This window comes from Pseudomonas sp. Pse1 (assembly GCF_024519635.1).
GTDB lineage: Bacteria > Pseudomonadota > Gammaproteobacteria > Pseudomonadales > Pseudomonadaceae > Aquipseudomonas.
The window spans coordinates 40,319-60,065 of the sequence record NZ_JALJRO010000004.1 but is presented as its reverse complement, the minus strand read 5'-3'; the positions used below and the strand labels follow the sequence as shown (position 1 = coordinate 60,065).

Genomic DNA, 19,747 nt, shown 5'->3' with positions numbered 1-19,747 from the left:
GAGCGGGAAATCCTAGCACAGCGTCCTCTTCTAATCAGGACGCCAACTAGATCGAAAGGGTATATCAATATACCTGCCTGTTTGGCCGTCAGATCGGATTCGGGCAATCGATGAAGATGTGCTCCAGGGCAAACCGGCGCGCCAGATACTCGCCCAACGCCTGCACGCCATACCGCTCGGTGGCGTGATGACCAGCGGCAATGAAGCTGATGCCATTTTCCCGGGCGCTATGGAAGGTCTGCTCGGAAGCCTCGCCGCTCAGGTACAGATCGACACCCGCTTGCACCGCCTGATCGATATAACCCTGGCCGCCACCGGTGCACCAGCCAATGCGACGAATCATCGCCTCACCTTCGATCAGCAACGGCTCACGGCCCATCACTTCCTGCACATGCCGAGCGAAGTCGCGCGCGGTCATCGGCTCAGCCAACGAACCCACAAGGCCGACCACTTTGGCATTATCCGGGTCCAGCGGGCCTTCGACGGTGATGTCCAGTTGCCTGGCCAGTTGCACGTTGTTGCCGACGTCCGCATGCAGATCCAGCGGCAGGTGATACGCCAGCAAGCTGATATCGTGCTTGAGCAGGGTCTTCAGCCGACGTTGTTTCATGCCGGTGATGCAGGGGTTTTCGCCCTTCCAGAAATAACCGTGGTGGACCAGGATCAGGTCGGCATTGGCCTCCACCGCAGCATCGAGCAAGGCCTGACTGGCGGTGACCCCGCTGACGATCCGCATGACCTGCGGCCGGCCCTCGACCTGCAGGCCATTGGGGCAATAATCGGCAATTCGCGAACTGCCCAGATAACGATCTGCTTCTTCTACCAGGGTGCTCAGGGCAACGGCCATCAAAGACTCCTAAATATCCCGTTCAGAGGCGCGCGCGGCCTCGTATAATGCGCGACATTATGGGCCGTCTCGGGCCCCTCGTAACCTCCCAGGATTTGTTCAATGCTCAAGGGTCTGCGTTTTTTTGGCTGGCCGCTGTTGGCCGGCGTGCTGATTGCGTTGCTGATTATCCAGCGTTATCCGCAATGGGTCGGGCTGCCAAGCCTGGACGTCAACCTCCAGCAGGCCCCGCAGACCACGCTGACGCAACAGGGTCCGGTGTCCTACGCCGACGCGGTAGTAATCGCCGCACCGGCGGTGGTCAACCTCTACACCACCAAAGTGGTCAACAAAACCAGCCACCCGCTGTTTGAAGACCCGCAGTTCCGGCGTTTCTTCGGCGACAACGCGCCCAAGCAGAAGCGCATGGAATCGAGCCTCGGTTCCGGCGTGATCATGAGCCCGGAAGGTTACCTGCTGACCAACAACCATGTGACCTCTGGTGCCGACCAGATCGTGGTCGCCCTCAAGGACGGCCGTGAGACTCTCGCCCGGGTCATCGGCAGCGACCCGGAAACCGACCTGGCAGTGTTGAAAATCGACCTGAAGAACCTGCCAGCAATCACCGTCGGCCGCTCGGAAAGCATCCGCGTCGGCGACGTCGCACTGGCCATCGGCAACCCGTTTGGCGTCGGCCAGACCGTGACCATGGGCATCATCAGCGCCACCGGGCGCAATCAACTGGGCCTTAACAACTACGAAGACTTCATCCAGACCGACGCGGCGATCAACCCCGGCAACTCCGGTGGTGCGCTGGTGGACGCCAATGGCAACCTGACCGGAATCAACACGGCGATCTTCTCCAAATCCGGCGGATCCCAGGGCATCGGCTTCGCCATTCCGATCAAGCTCGCCATGGAAGTGATGAAGTCGATCATCGAGCACGGCCAGGTGATTCGTGGCTGGCTGGGGATTGAGGTACAGCCGCTGAGCCAGGAACTGGCGGAGTCATTCGGCCTGTCTGGTCGTCCGGGGATTGTGGTGGCGGGAATTTTCCGCGACGGTCCGGCGCAAAAAGCCGGCCTGCAATTGGGTGATGTGATTCTGAGCATCGATGGCGAACCGGCCGGCGATGGCCGCCGTTCGATGAACCAGGTGGCGCGGATCAAGCCTACCGACAAGGTCAACATCGTGGTTATTCGCAACGGCAAGGAGCTGAAGCTGACCGCGGAAATCGGCCTGCGCCCACCGCCGGCACCGATGGCCAAGGAAGAAGAGAACTAAGATCTCAGCCCTGTAAAAACCTGTGGGAGCGGGCTTGCCCGCTCCCACATTAGGGTTCCCACAGCAGGGTTATCAGCGATTCAGAGGTCGCCCAAGCCATCGATCAGCGCCTGGTTCTGCTCCGGCGTACCGATGGAGATACGCAGGAACTGGGCAATCCGCTCCTGCTTGAAGTGCCGCACGATCACTCCCTGCTCGCGCAACTTGGCTGCCAGACCGGCTGCGTCATGCTGCGGGTGGCGGGCGAAGATGAAGTTGGCCGCCGACGGCAGCACTTCGAAGCCTTTCTCCTGCAACTGGGCGATGACCTGTTCGCGACTGTCGATCACTCGCTGGCAGGTGCTCTCGAAGTACTCGCGGTCTTCAAAAGCCGCCGCCGCGCCGACGATGGCCAAGCGATCCAGCGGGTAGGAGTTGAAGCTGTTCTTGATCCGCTCCAGCGCTTCAATCAAGTCCGGATGCCCCACCGCCAGGCCAACCCGCAAGCCGGCCAGCGAGCGCGACTTGGACAGGGTCTGGGTTACCAGCAGGTTCGGATAACGGTCCACCAGGCCGATCGCCGTCTGACCACCGAAGTCGATATAGGCTTCGTCCACCACGACGACTGAGTCCGGACCGGCCTTAAGGATCTGCTCCACCGCCTCGAGGGCCAATAGGCAGCCGGTCGGCGCGTTCGGGTTGGGGAAGATGATCCCGCCGTTCGGCTTGGTGTAGTCCGACGGATCGATCTGGAACTGCTCATTCAACGGTACGGCGTCAAACGTGATGCCATACAAGCCGCAGTACACCGGGTAGAAGCTGTAGCTGATATCCGGGAACAGCAGCGGCTTATCGTGCTGCAGCAAGCCGTGAAAGATGTGTGCCAGGACTTCGTCGGAACCGTTACCGAGGAACACCTGATTACCCTGCACGCCGTAGTACTTGGCCACCGCTTGTTTGAGCAAGTCGCTGTTCGGGTCCGGGTACAGACGCAGATTGTCATTCAGCTCGGCCTGCATCGCAGCCAAGGCTTTCGGCGACGGGCCGTAGGGATTTTCGTTGGTGTTGAGCTTGACCAGTTTGGTCAGCTTCGGCTGCTCGCCCGGCACGTACGGCACCAGGTCCTTGACGAACGAACTCCAGAACTTACTCATGTTCAATTCCCTTCCTTATCGGCCACGATGCGGTATTCGGCGCTGCGCGCGTGCGCGGTCAGCGACTCGCCACGGGCCAGCACCGAGGCGGTCTTGCCCAGTTCGCTGGCACCGGCTTCGGAGCAGAAGATGATCGATGAACGCTTCTGGAAGTCGTAGACCCCCAGCGGCGAGGAGAAGCGCGCGGTGCCGGAAGTCGGCAGCACATGGTTGGGGCCGGCGCAGTAGTCGCCCAGGGCCTCGGAGGTATGACGGCCCATGAAGATCGCACCAGCGTGGCGAATCTGCGGCAACCAGACTTGCGGGTCGGCCACTGACAACTCAAGGTGTTCCGGCGCAATGCGGTTCGCCACCTCGATGGCTTGCTGCATGTCACGCACCTGGATCAGGGCGCCACGGCCATTGATCGAGGTCTCGATAATCCCGGCGCGCTCCATGGTTGGCAGTAACTTGGCGATGCTCGCCGCCACCTGATCGAGAAATTCGGCATCTGGGCTGACCAGGATGGCCTGGGCGTCTTCGTCGTGCTCGGCCTGAGAGAACAGGTCCATGGCGATCCAGTCCGGATCGGTCTGGCCATCGCAGACCACGAGGATTTCCGAAGGACCGGCAATCATGTCGATGCCGACTTGGCCAAACACGTGGCGCTTGGCAGTGGCCACATAGATGTTGCCGGGGCCGACGATCTTGTCGACCTTCGGCACGCTTTCGGTTCCATACGCAAGCGCCGCAACCGCCTGCGCACCACCAACGGTGAACACCCGATCAACCCCGGCAATGCAGGCCGCAGCCAGCACTAACTCGTTGATTTCGCCGCGCGGCGTGGGCACCACCATGACCACTTCGCTGACCCCGGCCACCTTGGCCGGAATCGCATTCATCAGTACCGAAGACGGGTACGAGGCCTTGCCGCCGGGTACGTACAGGCCGGCGCGATCCAGCGGCGTGACCTTCTGGCCCAGCACGGTGCCGTCCGCTTCGGTGTAGGTCCAGGAATCCTGTTTCTGCTTTTCGTGGTAACTGCGCACACGGGCCGCGGCTTTTTCCAGGGCTTCGCGCTGGGCCACGGTGATGCGAGTCAAGGCCAGTTCCAGGCGCTCGCGCGGCAGGATCAGGTCGGCCATCGAGGCAACCTGCAAGCCGTCGAATTTCTCGGTGAATTCCACCAGCGCCGCATCGCCACGCTCACGCACGGCCTTGATGATATCCAGCACGCGCTGATTGACCGAGTCGTCAGACACACTTTCCCAGCTCAGCAGATGATCCAGATGATGCGCGAAATCCGGGTCAGCAGCGTTGAGTCGGCGAATTGCAGTCGGTGCGGTCATAGCGAGAGCCTCATAGGATTGGCGAAAACTCAGGCGCCCGAAGGTGCGCTGACGTTTAATAACGATCGCGTTGGTGCGGTGGTCGTGCCAGGCAAGGCGCAGGACGTAGGTCAGGGTTGTTTCCTTACCAAGTCCTGCAACGCAGCATGGCGCGGCCACAGGGCCAACCCGCAGGGCCTTGCCCCAAAAGGCAGGCCGCTGCGCGATTCTTACTTCTGAGAGAAGTTTTTTCTACTGCTACAAGTTGCCTTTTGGAGTAAGGCGCGACCGTTATTAAACGTCAGCGCACCTTCCCCGTCAGTCGTTCCGCTTGGGCACCTGAGAATACTGGCTATGAGGCGGATAGACGGGCGCGACTTAACGTCGCGCAGGTGAATCAGCCGCGGTGTCGCGACTCCACTGCTTTGCGCAGGGTGTCGATCAGTGCCTGGATACGGGCGTGTTGCATTTTCATCGAAGCCTTGTTGACGATCAGTCGGGAACTGATGGCGGCGATGAATTCCTGTGGCTCCAGGCCGTTGGCCCGCAGCGTGTTACCGGTGTCGACCACGTCGATGATCTTGTCGGCCAGGCCGATCAGCGGCGCCAGTTCCATCGAGCCGTACAGCTTGATGATGTCGACCTGACGACCCTGTTCGGCGTAATAACGCTTGGCCACGTTGACGAACTTGGTGGCGATACGCAGACGACCCTTGGGCTCGACCGCGCCGACCTTGCCAGCGGTCATCAGCTTGCACTGGGCAATCTGCAGGTCCAGCGGCTCGTAAAGGCCCTGGCCGCCGTATTCCATCAGCACATCTTTACCGGCGACGCCCAGGTCCGCGGCACCATGCTCGACGTAGGTCGGCACATCGGTGGCGCGTACGATCAGCAAGCGCACATCGGCCTGGGTCGTGGGGATGATCAGCTTGCGGCTCTTGTCCGGATTCTCGGTCGGCACGATGCCCGCTTCAGCCAGAAGCGGCAGGGTGTCGTCAAGGATGCGGCCCTTGGACAGTGCGATGGTCAACATGGGAAACGTCAGTCCTTAATTCAGGCTACTGATGCCCGGTCGCAAACGACGCCGGACACACATCGAGCCTGAAACAGGCTCGACTGGAACAAATCTGTGGGCGCGTCCCTGCGCCCTGAAGCAACGATTAGCCCGGTACGCGGCGGATCTTGGCGCCGAGCATCTGCAGCTTCTCTTCGATGCACTCGTAACCACGGTCTATGTGGTAGATGCGATCGATCAGGGTGTCGCCTTCGGCAACCAGCGCCGAGATCACCAGGCTGGCGGAAGCGCGCAGGTCGGTGGCCATGACTGGCGCGCCCTTGAGCTTGTCGATACCAGTGACGATCGCGGTGTTGCCTTCGACCTGGATATGCGCGCCCATGCGGTGCAGCTCGTAGACGTGCATGAAACGGTTTTCGAAGATCGTCTCGATCACCGCGCCAGTGCCTTCGGCGATGGCGTTGAGGGAGATGAACTGCGCTTGCATGTCGGTCGGGAACGCCGGGTACGGAGCAGTACGCACGTTGACCGCCTTGGGCCGCTTGCCGTGCATGTTGAGCTCGATCCAGTCTTCGCCCGTGGTGATTTCAGCACCGGCTTCGCGCAGTTTTTCGAGAACGGCCTCGAGGATGGTCGGATCGGTGTCCTTGACCTTCACCCGGCCACCGGTCACGGCAGCAGCGACCAGGTAGGTGCCGGTTTCGATACGGTCCGGCATTACCTTGTAGGTCGCCGAGTGCAGACGCTTCACACCGTCGATGGTGATGGTGTCGGTACCCGCGCCCTGGACGTTGGCGCCCATGGCGTTGAGGAAGTTCGCCAGGTCGACGACTTCAGGCTCACGAGCGGCGTTCTGCAGCACACTGCGGCCATTGGCCAGGGCGGCGGCCATCATGATGTTCTCGGTACCGGTCACGGAGACGGTATCGAAGAAGAAGTTGGCCCCACGCAGGCCGCCTTCAGGCGCCTTGGCCTTGATGTAGCCGCCTTCCACGTCGATGCTCGCGCCCATGGCTTCAAGGCCACGGATGTGCAGGTCGACCGGACGCGAACCAATGGCGCAACCGCCAGGCAAGGCAACTTCGGCTTCACCGAAGCGTGCAACCATCGGTCCCAGTACCAGGATCGAGGCACGCATGGTTTTCACCAGCTCGTACGGCGCGACCAGGGTCTTGATGGTACGCGGGTCGATTTCGACGCTGAGTTTCTCGTCGATCACCGGCTCGATGCCCATGCGACCGAACAGCTCGATCATCGTGGTGATGTCGTGCAGGTGCGGCAGGTTGGCGACTGTCACTGGACCATCGCAGAGCAGCGTTGCCGCGAGGATCGGCAGGGCAGAGTTCTTCGCCCCGGAGATGCGGATTTCGCCATCAAGACGAGCACCGCCGGTAATAATCAATTTATCCATAAGAATCTCGACGCCCTTGGGCTCAGGTGCGCTCGGCCCAGGCCGCGCGGCTGAAAAATTTCATAGTGACCGCGTGGATGCTGCCATCGGCGATCCATGGGTTCAAATGGGCATAGACGCTCTGCTGACGCTTGACCGGGCTTAACGCCGCCAGTTCATCACTAATCACGTTCAGCTGGAAGTTGCAGCCTTCGCCTTCAACTTCAATCTGCACTTGTGAAAGAGTCTCGGACAGCTTTCCTTCAAGAAAGCTCTTCACTTCTACGGCCTGCATGCTCAACCTCAATCGGCGCCCTGTGCGCACGGGTCGGACATCATACAAAAAAGCCCCGCGCCTGCGAACCCCGCGAAGCAGGACTCTGACGGGGGGCTTATCTATAGATGAGGGTTAAGGGTGCGTCAAAAGCTCGGTCAAACCACTGACCTCAGCAATTTCACGCATATCATCGGGCAGCGCGCGGATGCTCACCGCCTTGCCGGCCGCCGCCGCATCGCGAATGAACGACAACAGCAACGACAAGCCGACGCTGCTGGACTTGACCACGCCCGAGCAATCGAGCACGACGGCAGTCGCGCCACTCGACTTGATCAGAGCCTGGCCCTGCTTGCGCAGACCTGGCCCGGAGCGGTAATCGAGTACACCACTGAGCATCAGCTCGCCGGCCTGACCCAAACGCACTGCCGACTCACTCATTGGCTTTGCTTCTCGGTTGCGTCCTTAGCCTTGGCGACCTCACCCGCCCAACCATTGATAGTCTTGTCCAGGTCGTTGCCGTTGCGTTGCATGGCGTCAGCGAACTGGTCGCGGAACAGCTTGCCAATGTTGATACCGTTGATGATCACGTTACGCAGCTTCCACTCGCCACCGATCTTCTCGAGGGTATAGGACACCGGGTAGATCGCGCCGCTGCTGCCCTTGACCGTCATGCCAACGCTGGTACGGTCGCCCGACTCATCCTTGGCAGGGTCCACGGTGATGCCCTGGTTGTTGTATTCGAGCAAAGCATTGCCATAGAACTGGAACAGACCCTTCTTGAAATTTTCTTCAAAGGTTTTCATCTGCGCCGGCGTAGCTTTACGCGAGTACTTGACGGTCATGATGCTTTTGGAAATGCCTTCGGCGTCCACTACGGGTCCGACGATGGTATTCAACGCATCGTAGAAACCTTGCGGATCCTTCTTGTACTGTTCCTTGTTGGCTGCCAAGTCCTGGAGCAGGCGTTTGGTCGTATCTTCGACCAGATCATGCGCTGAAGGCCCGGTCACGGCGTTAGCCACCAGCGGCAATGCCGCCAACAGGACCAGCAGGCCACGTCGCAAGGTAGAGATCATGGAGAAACTCCTTATTTGGCTTCTTTACTGACAGTATTGAGCAGGAATTTACCGATCAGGTCTTCGAGCACCAGCGACGACTGCGTGTCATGGATAGTCCCGCCATCCTTGAGCAACGACTCCTCGCCACCGACGCTGATACCGATGTATTTCTCGCCCAGCAACCCCGCGGTGAGGATAGATGCAGTGGAGTCGGATGGGAGGTTATCCACACGTTTTTCCAGCTGCAGCGTGACTCGCCCGGTGAAACTGTCGCGATCCAGATCGATTGCCGTGACCTTGCCGATGGTCACACCGGCCATGGTCACTTTCGATCTGACCGTCAAACCGGCGATATTGTCGAAGTAGGCATAAAGTTTATAACTGTCGGTGCTCGAAACCGGGGACAGTCCACTGACCCGCAGCGCAAGCAACAGCAAAGCCAGAATGCCGGCCAGCAGGAAAAGGCCGACACCGATCTCCAGGGTGCGGTTTTGCATCAGAAATCTCCAAACATCAAGGCGGTCAGAATAAAGTCCAGGCCGAGAACGGCCAATGAGGCATACACCACGGTTTTGGTGGTGGCGCGACTGATCCCTTCTGAAGTGGGCTCACAGTCATAGCCTTGGAATACGGCGATCCAGGTCACGACAAAGGCAAAAACCATGCTCTTAATGATGCCATTGAGCACGTCACCGTTGAACGTCACGCTGTTTTGCATGTTCGACCAGTAGGAACCTTCATATACCCCCAGCCAATCGACAGCCACCCAGGAACCGCCCCAGATTCCGACCACGCTGAAAATCATCGCCAGCAGCGGCAGGGAAATGAAGCCGGCCCACAACCGGGGGGCAATGATGTACTTCAGGGGGTCGACACCAATCATCTCCAGACTGGACAACTGCTCGGTGGATTTCATGTTGCCGATTTCCGCGGTCAACGCCGAACCGGCGCGCCCGGCGAACAGCAGTGCGGTCACCACCGGTCCCAGCTCACGCAACAGGGTCAATGCCACCATCTGCCCGACCGCCTGCTCCGAGCCGTAGCTGGAGAGAATGTTGAAGCCTTGCAGCGCGAGCACCATGCCGATGAATATCCCCGAAACCACAATGATCACCAGGGACATCACGCCTACCGAATGCAGCTGCTTGACCAGCAGGCCGAAGCCGCCGCCAATGCCGCCACGCCCGAGCAAGGCATGAAACAGGAACAGGGAGGAGCGACCGAGCACCGCGACGCTGTCGATGGCGGCGAGGCCGAATCGGCGAACTCTCTCCAGAATTGAAGTCTTGCGCATCAGCGCTTCCCCAGTAGATCTGCGCGGTAATCCGTCGCTGGAAAATGAAACGGTACCGGCCCATCCGGATCGCCAGTCATGAATTGGCGAATCCGCGGGTTGTCGGAATCCATCAGTTCGGCCGGCGTGCCCTGCCCCAGCACTTGCCCGTCACCGACCACGTACAGGTAATCGGCGATGCTTGCCGTTTCGGCGAGGTCATGGGAAACCACGATACTGGTGATCCCGAGGGCATCGTTGAGCAGGCGGATCAGGCGCACCAACACGCCCATAGCGATCGGGTCCTGGCCCACGAAAGGCTCGTCGTACATGAGAATACCGGGGTCCAGGGCGATTGCCCGAGCCAGCGCCACACGACGCTTCATGCCGCCGGAAAGCTCGTCGGGCATCAGCTCAGTGGCCCCGCGCAAGCCCACGGCCTGCAGCTTCATCAGGACGATGTCGCGGATCATTTCATCCGGCAACTCGGTATGCACACGCAGCGGAAACGCGACGTTCTCGAACACATCGAGGTCGGTGAACAGGGCGCCGCTCTGAAACAGAACTCCCATGTGCTTGCGCGCATCGAATAAATCGCTGCGTGACAAACTCGGTAAATTCTGTCCGTTGACCCACACCTCGCCACTGGAAGGGCGCAATTGCGCGCCCATCAGGCGCAGCAGCGTGGTTTTTCCGCACCCGGAAGGCCCCATGATGCCGGTAACCTTACCGCGCGGTATGCGAATATCGACATTATTGAAAATGCTACGCGCGCCGCGCTTGAAGGACACTCCCTTCAGCTCGACCGCATAGGCGTTATCGGCACTCATCTAAACTCCTTGCGATGCAAGCCTCTCACTCGGACGTCGTGATCTCGTGGGAGAGCACAAAACCTCCTGGGCAGGCCGAACTGGCGACGAACTATATCACTGCCCACGCAAAGCGCCCAAGGCCGAAGACCGCAGCATTCAGCTTCAATTAAGCTTAAAAACGCTTAATTGAGGACTTGCCGTGACGCAGAGCGCACAAATCCCCTACGAACTAGCGTGAGGGAATCGATCATTACCGTTATAATCGTCACCTTTTCCCGGGCTATTCGATTTTAGACATGAGCCAATCCAGCGACCTGATCAAATCGGCACAACGAACGATCCGCCTCGAGCTGGACGCCGTAAAAGGCTTGCTGGGCCAGATCGACGCAGATTTCGTCCGCGCCTGCGAGTTGATTCTGGCAAGCAAAGGTCGGGTGGTCGTGGTCGGCATGGGCAAATCCGGACACATCGGCAACAAAATTGCCGCAACTTTGGCCAGTACCGGCACCACGGCGTTTTTCGTTCACCCCGCTGAAGCCAGCCACGGCGACATGGGCATGATTACCCGCGACGATACCCTGCTGGCGCTCTCCAATTCCGGCTCTACCCAGGAAATCATTACCCTGCTGCCGCTGATCAAACGCATGGGCATCACGCTGATCAGCATGACCGGCAACCCTGACTCGCCCCTGGCGCGTGCCGCCGACGTGAACCTCAACGTCCGTGTCGAGCATGAGGCTTGCCCGTTGAACCTCGCCCCAACCTCATCGACGACTGCAGCACTGGTCATGGGCGACGCTATGGCCGTCGCGCTGCTCGAAGCCCGCGGTTTTACCGCCGAGGATTTCGCGTTTTCGCATCCAGGCGGTGCACTGGGTCGCCGCCTGCTGCTGAAAGTCGAAGACGTCATGCATAGCGGCGACGGCTTGCCGCAGGTACTACGCGGCACTTCACTGAAAAATGCCTTGCTGGAAATGACCCACAAGGGCTTGGGGATGACGGTGGTTCTGGAGACCGACGGCAAACTGGCCGGCATCTTCACAGACGGAGACTTGCGCCGCGCCCTCGATCGCTCGGTGGATTTGCGGCAAGCAGACATCGACAGCGTCATGACGCCCCATGGCAAGACCGTTCGCGCCGAAATGCTCGCCGCCCAGGCGCTGAAAATCATGGAAGACAGCAAGATTAACGCCCTGGTCGTGGTCGATGACGAGGACCGCCCGGTCGGCGCCCTGAACATGCATGACCTGCTGCGTGCGGGAGTGATGTAATGCACGAGGACCTGCTCGAGCGGGGCAAGTTGATCAAGCTGGCGGTCTTCGACGTCGACGGCGTGCTGACTGATGGCCGCCTGTACTTCCTCGAAGACGGCAGCGAATTCAAGACTTTCAATACACTGGACGGTCAGGGCATCAAAATGTTGATGGCCAGCGGTGTAACAACAGCCATTATCAGCGGTCGAAGAACGCCGGTAGTGGAGCGACGGGCGAAAAACCTCGGGATAGCGCACCTCTACCAAGGCCGCGAAGACAAACTTGTGGTGCTCGACGAGCTTATCGCGCAACTGGGCCTAAGCTATGAGCAGGTCGCCTACCTGGGTGACGACCTGCCGGACTTGCCGGTGATTCGCCGCGCAGGCTTGGGCATGGCGGTCGCCAATGCCGCGAGCTTCGTCCGCGAACATGCCCACGGCATCACTGTGGCCCGAGGTGGCGAAGGCGCCGCCCGCGAATTTTGTGAATTGATCTTACGCGCCCAGGGCAACCTTGAATCCGCCCAAGCCGCGTACCTGTGAGTCATTTATGCTGAGTAAAAAGTTTCGCAATTTTCTGTTTTTCGGTGCCATTGCCGCACTGTTCGCTGCGGTTGGATACTGGAACATCAGCCCCGAGCGTTTTCTCGACAAGCCGGTAGCGGCCGTCAATGAAAGCGAGATCGACTATTACGCAATCAACGCCCACAGCGTGCAGTTCCTGCCCGACGGCAAGCTGCAGTACGACATGACGTCGGACAAGCTCGAGCACGTCAAGACCAGTGAAGTGACGCAACTGACCAACCCCGACCTGAAAATGTATCGCGGCACCGAGTTTCCGTGGCACGTGCAGAGCGAGCGCGGCGAGGTCAATTCGGACGGCACCGAGGTCGAACTGATCGACTCGGTACGCATTTCGCGCACGGACGAAAAGAACCGCCCAATGCTCATCACCACCACCCGCATGACCGTATTCCCGGAGCAGCAATATGCGCAGACCCAGCAACCCGTTAAAATCGACGGCGCTGGCGGCGTATCGACGGGTACCGGCATGAAAGCGTATTTGAAAGAAAGCAGGATACACCTGCTATCGAACGTAAGAGGACAGTATGACGCTCGTTAAAACCCTCCCTATTTTGCTCAGTCTGGGCGCAGCACTGGGAAGCGTGAGCGCCTGGGCCCTGCCATCCGATAGCCAGCAACCTATCCGCATTCAGGCTGACGATGCGCAGCTGGATGACCGCAATGGCATCGCCACCTACAAAGGCGACGTGATCATCACTCAAGGCTCGATGAAGGTGACCGGTAATACCGTGACCATGACCCGCGCCCCGAACGGTGACATCGACGTGGTCACTTCAGTGGGCAACCTGGCCTACTTCGAACAGATGCAGACCGCTGGCGATACCAAACCGGTCCAGGGCTACGGCGTGACCATCCAGTACCACGCCCAGCAAAACCGTGTCGTATTGATCGACCGCGCCAAGGTCATCGACAAGGACGGCAACGTCACCCAGGGCGAGAAAATTGTCTATGACACCGAGAAAAAGCTCGCCAGTGCCGGCCGCGCCACCGGCAGCAAGGTGACTGAAGCACGCCCACGGATCGACATGGTCATCCAGCCGAAAAAGAAAACCGACGAGCAAAAGGCCCCGTAAATGGCAACTCTGAAAGCCCAGCACCTGGCCAAGAGCTACAAGAGCCGCCAGGTCGTGCGTGACGTCAGCCTGTCCATCGACAGCGGCCAGATCGTCGGCTTGCTCGGCCCCAACGGCGCCGGCAAGACCACCTGCTTCTACATGATCGTCGGCCTGGTGCGCGCCGACCAGGGCCGCGTGCTGATCGACGACCTCGATGTCAGCCATCAGCCGATGCACGGCCGTGCACGAGCAGGCATCGGCTATCTTCCGCAAGAAGCGTCGATCTTCCGTAAACTGTCGGTTGCCGACAACATCATGGCCATCCTCGAAACCCGCAAGGAACTCGACAAGGCAGGCCGTCGCAAGGAGCTGGAAAGCCTGCTGCAGGAGTTCCACATCAACCACATTCGCGACAACCTCGGCATGAGCCTGTCCGGTGGCGAGCGCCGTCGCGTCGAGATTGCCCGCGCATTGGCCACCGCACCGAAATTCATCCTGCTCGACGAACCTTTCGCAGGCGTCGACCCGATTTCGGTGGGCGACATCAAGCAAATCATCCATCACCTCAAGGCCAAGGGTATCGGTGTACTGATCACCGACCACAACGTACGCGAGACCCTGGATATCTGCGAAACTGCCTATATCGTCAACGACGGCCAGCTGATTGCCGAAGGTGATGCCGAGACCATCCTGGCCAATGAACTGGTCAAGGAGGTTTACCTGGGCCACGAGTTCCGCCTGTAAGCGACGAGGCGTCTGGACGCCGCCGGGGCGTAATGTCAATAAAACTATCTATCTTTTTATTGTCATGACGCTCTAGGCAAACACTTCAGTTTCGGGCATATAATTTGCTTAAGTTAGGCGCTCCGGCGCCCTGTAGTGGATGGCGCACGTGCGCCGGCGAATAAGGTGTTAAGCCCCAGCCATGAAACCATCGCTAGTCTTGAGAATGGGCCAGCAGCTGACGATGACACCGCAGCTGCAACAGGCCATCCGTCTGCTCCAATTGTCGACCCTGGACCTGCAACAGGAAATCCAGGAGGCCTTGGAATCCAATCCAATGCTTGAACGCCAGGAAGAAGGCGACGACTTCGATAACGCCGACCCGATGGCCGACAATATCGAGCAGAAACCCAACACCGACGTCCAGGAACCTTCCTACCAGGAAACCGCCCCCACGGTGGATAACCTTGAGGAAGGTGAGTGGAACGAGCGCATTCCCAACGAACTCCCGGTCGACACCGCCTGGGAAGACGTCTACCAGACCAGTGCCAGCAGCCTGCCGAGCAACGATGACGACGAGTGGGATTTCACCACCCGCACTTCGGCCGGTGAGAGCCTGCAAAGCCATCTGCTCTGGCAACTGAACCTGGCCCCGATGTCCGACACCGATCGCCTGATCGGCGTGACCCTGATCGACTGCATCAACAACCAGGGGTACCTGGACGAAACCCTCGAGGAGATCCTCGAAGCCTTCGATCCGGAACTGGACATCGAACTGGACGAAATCGAAGCCGTCCTGCACCGCATTCAGCAATTCGAGCCGGCCGGTATCGGCGCCCGCAACCTGGGCGAGTGCTTGCTTCTGCAATTGCGTCAGTTGCCCGCCAAGACCCCGTGGATCGCCGAAGCCAAGCGCCTGGTCACCGACTATATCGACCTGCTGGGCAGCCGCGACTACAGCCAACTGATGCGCCGCATGAAGCTCAAGGAAGACGAACTGCGCCAGGTCATTGAGCTGGTACAGAGCCTCAACCCGCGTCCGGGCTCGCAGATCGAGTCCAGCGAAGCCGAATACGTGGTGCCGGACGTGATCGTGCGCAAGGACAACGAGCGCTGGCTGGTGGAACTGAACCAGGAGTCTGTGCCACGCCTGCGGGTCAACCCTCAGTACGCCGGGTTTGTCCGCCGTGCCGACACCAGTGCCGACAACACCTTCATGCGCAACCAGTTGCAGGAGGCCCGCTGGTTCATCAAGAGCCTGCAGAGCCGCAACGAAACCTTGATGAAAGTCGCCACCCAGATCGTCGAGCACCAGCGCGGCTTCCTCGAATACGGCGACGAAGCGATGAAGCCCCTGGTCCTGCACGACATCGCCGAAGCGGTAGGTATGCATGAATCGACCATTTCGCGGGTTACCACGCAGAAATTCATGCACACCCCGCGCGGTATTTATGAGCTGAAATACTTTTTCTCAAGTCATGTCAGCACCTCCGAAGGCGGCGAATGCTCGTCTACGGCGATCCGCGCGATCATCAAAAAACTGGTTGCCGCGGAAAATCAGAAAAAGCCGTTGAGTGACAGCAAAATCGCTGGTTTACTGGAGGCACAAGGCATTCAGGTGGCCCGTCGTACCGTCGCCAAGTACCGCGAATCCTTGGGGATCGCGCCTTCGAGCGAACGCAAGCGTTTGATGTAACGGGCCACGCCACCGCGTTCCAGGGTGTGTTCGGAATTGTTCCGGATACACCCAGTGGCAGGCATCACAGCCTGCCGCCTTATGCACTGGCAACGAAGGAGAAGCTGTATGCAAGTCAACATCAGTGGACACCAACTGGAAGTTACCGAACCTCTGCGCACCTACATCGGCGAAAAACTCGACCGACTGGAAAGGCACTTCGACAAGATCACCAACGTGCAGGTCACGATGAATGTCGAGAAGCTGAAGCAGAAAATCGAAGCCACGCTGCATATCCCCGGCGGAGAAGTGGTTGCCAATGCCGAGCATGACGACATGTATGCCGCCATTGACCTGCTGACCGACAAGCTGGACCGTCAACTCAAAAAGCATAAGGAAAAGACCCAGAGCCTCCTCCAGGGCGCAACCGGTCGTTAACACCCCCATCCCATGATCCGACTTGAAAGCATCCTGACCCCCGGCCGTTCCCTCGTGAACGTGCCGGGCGGCAGTAAAAAGAAAGCCCTCGAACAAATTGCCAACCTGATCGCCCGGGAAGTCCCGGATCTGGAGATGCAAGATGTCTTCGAGGCGTTGATTGCCCGTGAAAAACTCGGCTCGACTGGTTTTGGCAACGGCATCGCCATTCCACACTGCCGCCTCAAGGGTTGCACATCCCCTATCAGCGCCCTGATGCACCTCGACGCCCCAATTGATTTCGACGCCATCGATGGCGCTCCGGTCGACTTGCTGTTCGTCCTGCTGGTCCCCCAAGCGGCTACCGATGCGCACCTTGAACTGCTACGTCAGATCGCCAGCATGCTGGACCGTAAGGAAGTGCGTGATCGCCTGCGCAACGCCAGCAGCAATCAAGACTTGTACCAGGTTGTCCTGGACGAGCAGAACGGTCACTGATGATGCGCCTGATTATTGTCAGCGGACGCTCCGGCTCCGGCAAAAGTACGGCCCTCAATGTCCTCGAAGACAACGGCTATTACTGCATCGACAACCTTCCGGCAGGCCTGTTGCCGGAGTTGGCCGAACGCGCACTGATTCACAATGAACTGAGCCAGCCACTGGTCGCGGTCTCCATCGACGCGCGCAACCTGCCCAGTCATTTGACCCGTTTCCCGGAATTGCTGGATGAAGTACGTAGCCGCCACATCCAGTGTGATGTGCTGTACCTCGACGCCGACGAAGAAACCCTGCTCAAGCGCTTCTCCGAGACACGTCGGCGGCACCCGTTAAGCAGCTCCAATCGCTCGCTGGCCGAAGCCATCGAAGATGAGACCACCCTGCTGGGGCCTATTGCCGACCTCGCCGACCTCAAGCTCAACACCACCAATCTCAACCTGTACCAGTTGCGCGATACCATCAAGCTGCGCCTGCTCAATCAGCCGGAGCCCGGTACGGCGTTTCTGGTGGAGTCGTTCGGCTTCAAGCGCGGCATGCCGGTCGATGCCGACCTGGTGTTCGACGTGCGCTGCCTGCCGAACCCCTACTGGATTCCGGATCTGCGGGCACAGTCAGGCCTGGACCAACCGGTTGCCGACTATCTGGCCGCGCAGCCGGATGTCGAGGAAATGTTTGTAGACATCTCCAGCTACCTGCTCAAATGGCTGCCGCGATTTGCTGCCAGTAACCGGGCCTACGTCACCATTGCGATCGGCTGCACCGGCGGACATCACCGCTCCGTGTACCTGACCGAACGCCTGGGGCAGATCCTGCAAAAAACCCTGAAGAACGTCCAGGTTCGCCACCGCGACCTTAGCTAAAGGATTCACACCGCGATGCCTGCTCTGGAAATTGAAATCATCAACAAATTGGGCCTGCATGCCCGTGCTTCAGCGAAATTCGTAGGTGTAGCGGGTCGATTCCCCTGCCAGATTCGAGCCGGGCGCACGCCTGAGTCGATGGTCGACGGAAAAAGCATCATGGCGATGATGATGCTCGCGGCCGGCAAAGGTACGAAGATTCACTTGTTCACTGAAGGTGAGCAAGAGCAAGAGGCGCTGGACGCGCTGGCCGAACTGATCAACAACTACTTCGACGAAGGCGAGTAAAACTCGCCTTCCTTCTCATTAGCCCAACGCAATATCCATCACCATCATCAGGCAAAACCCGATCAGCAATCCGAGGCTGGCCAGCTTCTCGTGACCATTGCGGCGCGATTCGGGAATCACCTCGTGAGTCACCACCAGCAACATCGCCCCGGCAGCCAGGGCCAGCCCCAACGGCAGAATCACCTCGGCCAAGCTCACCAGCCAGGCACATAACAAGGCGAAAACCGGCTCGACCAAGCCTGATGCCGCGCCGATCAAAAACGCCTTGAACCGCGACATCCCTGCCCCGGCCAACACTAAAGCGATCACCAGCCCTTCCGGCACGTCCTGTAAGGCAATGCCCATGGCCAGGCTGTCGGCGTCCGGCATGCCGCCGCCTGCCGAAACGCCCACTGCCATGCCTTCGGGAATGTTGTGAGCAATGATGGCGAACACAAACAGCCAAATGCGCGGCGGGATCACCGGTCGTTCCGGGGTGCCCACCAACATCTCAGGCGATGCACCGGACACCTGGCGATCCACCAGGAACAAGCCGATCGCCCCGAGCATGATGCCGAAGCAAATCAGCCCGCTGGCCGCCCACGGCGTTAGCCCCAGGCTCTCGGCGGCGGCAATCCCGGGCACGATCAGCGAAAAGGCAGTGGCGGCCAGCATCACCCCGGCACCAAACCCCAACAAGGTATCGCTGAGCGCCAAGGGCATCCGTCGAATCACCAGCACCGGCACCGCACCCAGGGCCGTGCCCAAGGCACAGATGGCCCCGCCCTGCAGCGCACGCATCAACCTCGGCTCAAGGTTCAACCACGCCAGGCCGTGCGCTACCAGCAAGGTGGTTCCCGCCAACAGCAGGAGCGAACCCAGTGCATATCGAAACATTCGCCCGCTGTTGATCGCCAGTGTCTCAGTGCCCATAGAACGCCTTGATTGCTTTATGACAGTGAAGACTCAAGCCAGTGCCGCCTGATAACGCTGAGCGACCTCGGGCCAATGGATCACGTTGTAGAACGCGTTGATGTATTCAGGACGGCGGTTCTGGTAGCGCAAGTAATAGGCGTGCTCCCAGACATCGAGACCGAGGATCGGCGTGTTGCCATTCATCAGCGGACTGTCCTGGTTACCGCTGCTTTCCACCACCAGGCTCTTTTGCGGGGTCACGCTGAGCCAGGCCCAGCCGCTGCCGAAGCGCGTCAGTGCGGCCTTGGTAAACGCCTCCTTGAAACTGTCGAAGCCGCCCAGTTGCTCATCGATGGCCCGGCCCAGGTCGCCGCTCGGCGCACCGCCACCATTGGGCACCATGACGGCCCAGAACAACGAATGGTTGGCATGTCCGCCGCCCTGATTGATTACCGCCGCGCGCAGTTTTTCCGGTAACTGCTGGACATTGGCCACCAAGCGCTCCACTGGCCATTCGGCATACTCGGTGCCTTCGACCGCGGCATTGAGGTTGTTGATGTAGGTCTGGTGGTGCTTGGTGTAGTGGATTTCCATGGTTTGCGCATCGATATGCGGCTCCAGGGCATCGTAGGCGTAAGGCAATGCAGGCAGGGTAAAAGCCATTTCAATGAACTCCGTATTGGGTGCGCGCATCATGCGGCTGTGCCGCGGTACCGATGTGCAGCAAGCGATGGGTACGTGGGTATTCGCCGTGTTCGCTGATGAAATTCAGCAGTTCGACGTAAGTCTTGCTGCTCTGATGCAAGGCCGCCTCGCGCAGGGCCGGAGCCAGGCGCGGGTCCTGCATGGTCTGCAGCAACAGTTGGTGGATGGCGCACAGGTACTCGGCGCTCTCCTCGGGTTGGTTCAGGCGCAAATGCAGGTCGGCGAGGTTGTGATGGGAAATCACGCAGGCGGCCACCGCCTCGTCGGCGTCCGACCAGCGCTCGAATAGCACCTGAGCCAGCGCCAGGGCCTGCAAGTAAGCCTCGCGGGCATCGACCAGCTCGCCCAGCATAAAGCAGCGGTTGGCCCTTTCGATCGTGCGTTTCCAATGCTCCATGGTGAGCCTCCAATGCGCTGAGG

The 19,747-nt window shown here is 59.6% G+C and carries 25 protein-coding genes; 11 read left to right on the top strand and 14 right to left on the bottom strand.

The features are described from left to right. Positions 1–88: 88 nt before the first annotated feature. Positions 89–847, bottom strand: coding sequence for a Nif3-like dinuclear metal center hexameric protein (locus NR126_RS07705; RefSeq protein WP_027618541.1), 759 nt, complete (start codon positions 845–847; stop codon positions 89–91). A gap of 102 nt (positions 848–949) precedes the next feature. Between NR126_RS07705 and algW the strand changes: the two genes are divergently transcribed. Then, positions 950–2,110 carry a Do family serine endopeptidase AlgW gene (gene algW / locus NR126_RS07700; protein ID WP_027618540.1) on the top strand — a complete coding sequence of 387 codons (1,161 nt, stop codon included), beginning with the start codon at positions 950–952 and terminating at the stop codon, positions 2,108–2,110. An 80-nt stretch (positions 2,111–2,190) separates the two neighbouring features. On the opposite strand, the gene hisC is transcribed toward algW, so the two are convergent. From hisC to NR126_RS07650, 10 genes are all read right to left on the bottom strand, one after another. After that, the gene (hisC, locus tag NR126_RS07695) at positions 2,191–3,243 is read right to left on the bottom strand and encodes a histidinol-phosphate transaminase (RefSeq protein WP_256829969.1); all 1,053 of its coding nucleotides are present in this window, start codon (positions 3,241–3,243) and stop codon (positions 2,191–2,193) included. A gap of 2 nt (positions 3,244–3,245) precedes the next feature. After that, entirely contained in the window at positions 3,246–4,571 is a 1,326-nt protein-coding gene (gene hisD / locus NR126_RS07690; protein ID WP_256829968.1) for a histidinol dehydrogenase, read from the bottom strand. Positions 4,572–4,947: 376 nt separating this feature from the next. Then, positions 4,948–5,583 (bottom strand): ATP phosphoribosyltransferase, encoded by a 636-nt coding sequence (hisG, locus tag NR126_RS07685; RefSeq protein WP_027618537.1) that lies wholly within the window; start codon positions 5,581–5,583, stop codon positions 4,948–4,950. 127 nt (positions 5,584–5,710) lie between these two features. Then, positions 5,711–6,976, bottom strand: coding sequence for a UDP-N-acetylglucosamine 1-carboxyvinyltransferase (gene murA / locus NR126_RS07680; RefSeq protein ID WP_027618536.1), 1,266 nt, complete (start codon positions 6,974–6,976; stop codon positions 5,711–5,713). 22 nt (positions 6,977–6,998) lie between these two features. Then, a complete protein-coding gene (locus NR126_RS07675) occupies positions 6,999–7,250 on the bottom strand; it encodes a BolA family protein (protein ID WP_027618535.1) in 252 nt (83 codons plus the stop codon). 114 nt (positions 7,251–7,364) lie between these two features. After that, positions 7,365–7,670, bottom strand: coding sequence for a lipid asymmetry maintenance protein MlaB (locus NR126_RS07670; RefSeq protein WP_027618534.1), 306 nt, complete (start codon positions 7,668–7,670; stop codon positions 7,365–7,367). Continuing rightward, positions 7,667–8,308 (bottom strand): phospholipid-binding protein MlaC, encoded by a 642-nt coding sequence (locus NR126_RS07665; RefSeq protein WP_027618533.1) that lies wholly within the window; start codon positions 8,306–8,308, stop codon positions 7,667–7,669. Before NR126_RS07665 ends, NR126_RS07670 begins: the two co-directional genes overlap by 4 nt. Positions 8,309–8,319: 11 nt before the next feature. Beyond that, the gene (gene mlaD, locus NR126_RS07660) at positions 8,320–8,787 is read right to left on the bottom strand and encodes an outer membrane lipid asymmetry maintenance protein MlaD (protein WP_027618532.1); all 468 of its coding nucleotides are present in this window, start codon (positions 8,785–8,787) and stop codon (positions 8,320–8,322) included. Continuing rightward, complete coding sequence (mlaE, locus tag NR126_RS07655) at positions 8,787–9,584, bottom strand: lipid asymmetry maintenance ABC transporter permease subunit MlaE (RefSeq protein ID WP_027618531.1); 798 nt, start codon at positions 9,582–9,584, stop codon at positions 8,787–8,789. The genes mlaD and mlaE overlap by 1 nt, the downstream gene beginning before the upstream one ends. Continuing rightward, positions 9,584–10,393: an ATP-binding cassette domain-containing protein gene (locus tag NR126_RS07650; RefSeq protein ID WP_027618530.1), complete on the bottom strand. Its 810-nt coding sequence runs from the start codon at positions 10,391–10,393 to the stop codon at positions 9,584–9,586. Before NR126_RS07650 ends, mlaE begins: the two co-directional genes overlap by 1 nt. A 278-nt stretch (positions 10,394–10,671) precedes the next feature. Between NR126_RS07650 and NR126_RS07645 the strand changes: the two genes are divergently transcribed. From NR126_RS07645 to NR126_RS07600, 10 genes are all read left to right on the top strand, one after another. Beyond that, positions 10,672–11,646, top strand: coding sequence for a KpsF/GutQ family sugar-phosphate isomerase (locus NR126_RS07645; protein WP_027618529.1), 975 nt, complete (start codon positions 10,672–10,674; stop codon positions 11,644–11,646). Then, positions 11,646–12,170: an HAD family hydrolase gene (locus tag NR126_RS07640; RefSeq protein ID WP_027618528.1), complete on the top strand. Its 525-nt coding sequence runs from the start codon at positions 11,646–11,648 to the stop codon at positions 12,168–12,170. The genes NR126_RS07645 and NR126_RS07640 overlap by 1 nt, the downstream gene beginning before the upstream one ends. A gap of 7 nt (positions 12,171–12,177) precedes the next feature. After that, complete coding sequence (gene lptC, locus NR126_RS07635) at positions 12,178–12,750, top strand: LPS export ABC transporter periplasmic protein LptC (protein WP_105755073.1); 573 nt, start codon at positions 12,178–12,180, stop codon at positions 12,748–12,750. After that, positions 12,737–13,285 carry a lipopolysaccharide transport periplasmic protein LptA gene (lptA, locus tag NR126_RS07630; protein ID WP_027618526.1) on the top strand — a complete coding sequence of 183 codons (549 nt, stop codon included), beginning with the start codon at positions 12,737–12,739 and terminating at the stop codon, positions 13,283–13,285. Before lptC ends, lptA begins: the two co-directional genes overlap by 14 nt. Next, the gene (gene lptB, locus NR126_RS07625) at positions 13,286–14,011 is read left to right on the top strand and encodes an LPS export ABC transporter ATP-binding protein (RefSeq protein ID WP_027618525.1); all 726 of its coding nucleotides are present in this window, start codon (positions 13,286–13,288) and stop codon (positions 14,009–14,011) included. A 181-nt stretch (positions 14,012–14,192) separates the two neighbouring features. Then, positions 14,193–15,686 (top strand): RNA polymerase factor sigma-54, encoded by a 1,494-nt coding sequence (locus NR126_RS07620; protein ID WP_027618524.1) that lies wholly within the window; start codon positions 14,193–14,195, stop codon positions 15,684–15,686. A gap of 108 nt (positions 15,687–15,794) precedes the next feature. Further along, a complete protein-coding gene (gene hpf, locus NR126_RS07615; RefSeq protein WP_027618523.1) occupies positions 15,795–16,103 on the top strand; it encodes a ribosome hibernation-promoting factor, HPF/YfiA family in 309 nt (102 codons plus the stop codon). Positions 16,104–16,115: 12 nt separating this feature from the next. After that, a complete protein-coding gene (ptsN, locus tag NR126_RS07610) occupies positions 16,116–16,580 on the top strand; it encodes a PTS IIA-like nitrogen regulatory protein PtsN (RefSeq protein ID WP_027618522.1) in 465 nt (154 codons plus the stop codon). A gap of 2 nt (positions 16,581–16,582) precedes the next feature. Further along, the gene (rapZ, locus tag NR126_RS07605; protein WP_027618521.1) at positions 16,583–17,440 is read left to right on the top strand and encodes an RNase adapter RapZ; all 858 of its coding nucleotides are present in this window, start codon (positions 16,583–16,585) and stop codon (positions 17,438–17,440) included. Between the two features lie 15 nt (positions 17,441–17,455). Continuing rightward, positions 17,456–17,728 (top strand): HPr family phosphocarrier protein, encoded by a 273-nt coding sequence (locus NR126_RS07600; RefSeq protein WP_027618520.1) that lies wholly within the window; start codon positions 17,456–17,458, stop codon positions 17,726–17,728. A gap of 18 nt (positions 17,729–17,746) precedes the next feature. Here the strand turns inward: NR126_RS07600 and NR126_RS07595 are convergent, their stop codons facing one another. The 3 genes from NR126_RS07595 to NR126_RS07585 are packed head-to-tail and all read right to left on the bottom strand — an operon-like array spanning position 17,747 to position 19,724. Beyond that, on the bottom strand, positions 17,747–18,640 hold the full coding sequence (locus NR126_RS07595; RefSeq protein WP_027618519.1) for a ZIP family metal transporter: 894 nt from the start codon (positions 18,638–18,640) through the stop codon (positions 17,747–17,749). Between the two features lie 33 nt (positions 18,641–18,673). Next, positions 18,674–19,285, bottom strand: a complete 612-nt coding sequence (locus NR126_RS07590; RefSeq protein WP_027618518.1) for a superoxide dismutase — start codon at positions 19,283–19,285, stop codon at positions 18,674–18,676. A 1-nt stretch (position 19,286) separates the two neighbouring features. After that, positions 19,287–19,724 (bottom strand): hypothetical protein, encoded by a 438-nt coding sequence (locus NR126_RS07585; RefSeq protein WP_027618517.1) that lies wholly within the window; start codon positions 19,722–19,724, stop codon positions 19,287–19,289. Positions 19,725–19,747: the final 23 nt, after the last annotated feature.

Excerpts from the sequence above, each read along its gene's own strand:
- NR126_RS07620 (WP_027618524.1), top strand. The coding sequence starts at position 14,193 with ATGAAACCATCGCTAGTCTTGAGAATGGGCCAGCAGCTGACGATGACA.
- murA (WP_027618536.1), bottom strand. The coding sequence starts at position 6,976 with ATGGATAAATTGATTATTACCGGCGGTGCTCGTCTTGATGGCGAAATC.
- hisG (WP_027618537.1), bottom strand. The coding sequence starts at position 5,583 with ATGTTGACCATCGCACTGTCCAAGGGCCGCATCCTTGACGACACCCTG.
- ptsN (WP_027618522.1), top strand. The coding sequence starts at position 16,116 with ATGATCCGACTTGAAAGCATCCTGACCCCCGGCCGTTCCCTCGTGAAC.
- NR126_RS07600 (WP_027618520.1), top strand. The coding sequence starts at position 17,456 with ATGCCTGCTCTGGAAATTGAAATCATCAACAAATTGGGCCTGCATGCC.
- lptB (WP_027618525.1), top strand. The coding sequence starts at position 13,286 with ATGGCAACTCTGAAAGCCCAGCACCTGGCCAAGAGCTACAAGAGCCGC.
- lptC (WP_105755073.1), top strand. The coding sequence starts at position 12,178 with ATGCTGAGTAAAAAGTTTCGCAATTTTCTGTTTTTCGGTGCCATTGCC.
- NR126_RS07640 (WP_027618528.1), top strand. The coding sequence starts at position 11,646 with ATGCACGAGGACCTGCTCGAGCGGGGCAAGTTGATCAAGCTGGCGGTC.
- lptA (WP_027618526.1), top strand. The coding sequence starts at position 12,737 with ATGACGCTCGTTAAAACCCTCCCTATTTTGCTCAGTCTGGGCGCAGCA.
- mlaE (WP_027618531.1), bottom strand. The coding sequence starts at position 9,584 with ATGCGCAAGACTTCAATTCTGGAGAGAGTTCGCCGATTCGGCCTCGCC.
- NR126_RS07670 (WP_027618534.1), bottom strand. The coding sequence starts at position 7,670 with ATGAGTGAGTCGGCAGTGCGTTTGGGTCAGGCCGGCGAGCTGATGCTC.
- NR126_RS07665 (WP_027618533.1), bottom strand. The coding sequence starts at position 8,308 with ATGATCTCTACCTTGCGACGTGGCCTGCTGGTCCTGTTGGCGGCATTG.
- NR126_RS07705 (WP_027618541.1), bottom strand. The coding sequence starts at position 847 with ATGGCCGTTGCCCTGAGCACCCTGGTAGAAGAAGCAGATCGTTATCTG.
- NR126_RS07645 (WP_027618529.1), top strand. The coding sequence starts at position 10,672 with ATGAGCCAATCCAGCGACCTGATCAAATCGGCACAACGAACGATCCGC.
- NR126_RS07590 (WP_027618518.1), bottom strand. The coding sequence starts at position 19,285 with ATGGCTTTTACCCTGCCTGCATTGCCTTACGCCTACGATGCCCTGGAG.
- mlaD (WP_027618532.1), bottom strand. The coding sequence starts at position 8,787 with ATGCAAAACCGCACCCTGGAGATCGGTGTCGGCCTTTTCCTGCTGGCC.
- NR126_RS07585 (WP_027618517.1), bottom strand. The coding sequence starts at position 19,724 with ATGGAGCATTGGAAACGCACGATCGAAAGGGCCAACCGCTGCTTTATG.
- hisC (WP_256829969.1), bottom strand. The coding sequence starts at position 3,243 with ATGAGTAAGTTCTGGAGTTCGTTCGTCAAGGACCTGGTGCCGTACGTG.
- NR126_RS07650 (WP_027618530.1), bottom strand. The coding sequence starts at position 10,393 with ATGAGTGCCGATAACGCCTATGCGGTCGAGCTGAAGGGAGTGTCCTTC.
- rapZ (WP_027618521.1), top strand. The coding sequence starts at position 16,583 with ATGCGCCTGATTATTGTCAGCGGACGCTCCGGCTCCGGCAAAAGTACG.
- hpf (WP_027618523.1), top strand. The coding sequence starts at position 15,795 with ATGCAAGTCAACATCAGTGGACACCAACTGGAAGTTACCGAACCTCTG.
- NR126_RS07595 (WP_027618519.1), bottom strand. The coding sequence starts at position 18,640 with ATGGGCACTGAGACACTGGCGATCAACAGCGGGCGAATGTTTCGATAT.
- NR126_RS07675 (WP_027618535.1), bottom strand. The coding sequence starts at position 7,250 with ATGCAGGCCGTAGAAGTGAAGAGCTTTCTTGAAGGAAAGCTGTCCGAG.
- hisD (WP_256829968.1), bottom strand. The coding sequence starts at position 4,571 with ATGACCGCACCGACTGCAATTCGCCGACTCAACGCTGCTGACCCGGAT.
- algW (WP_027618540.1), top strand. The coding sequence starts at position 950 with ATGCTCAAGGGTCTGCGTTTTTTTGGCTGGCCGCTGTTGGCCGGCGTG.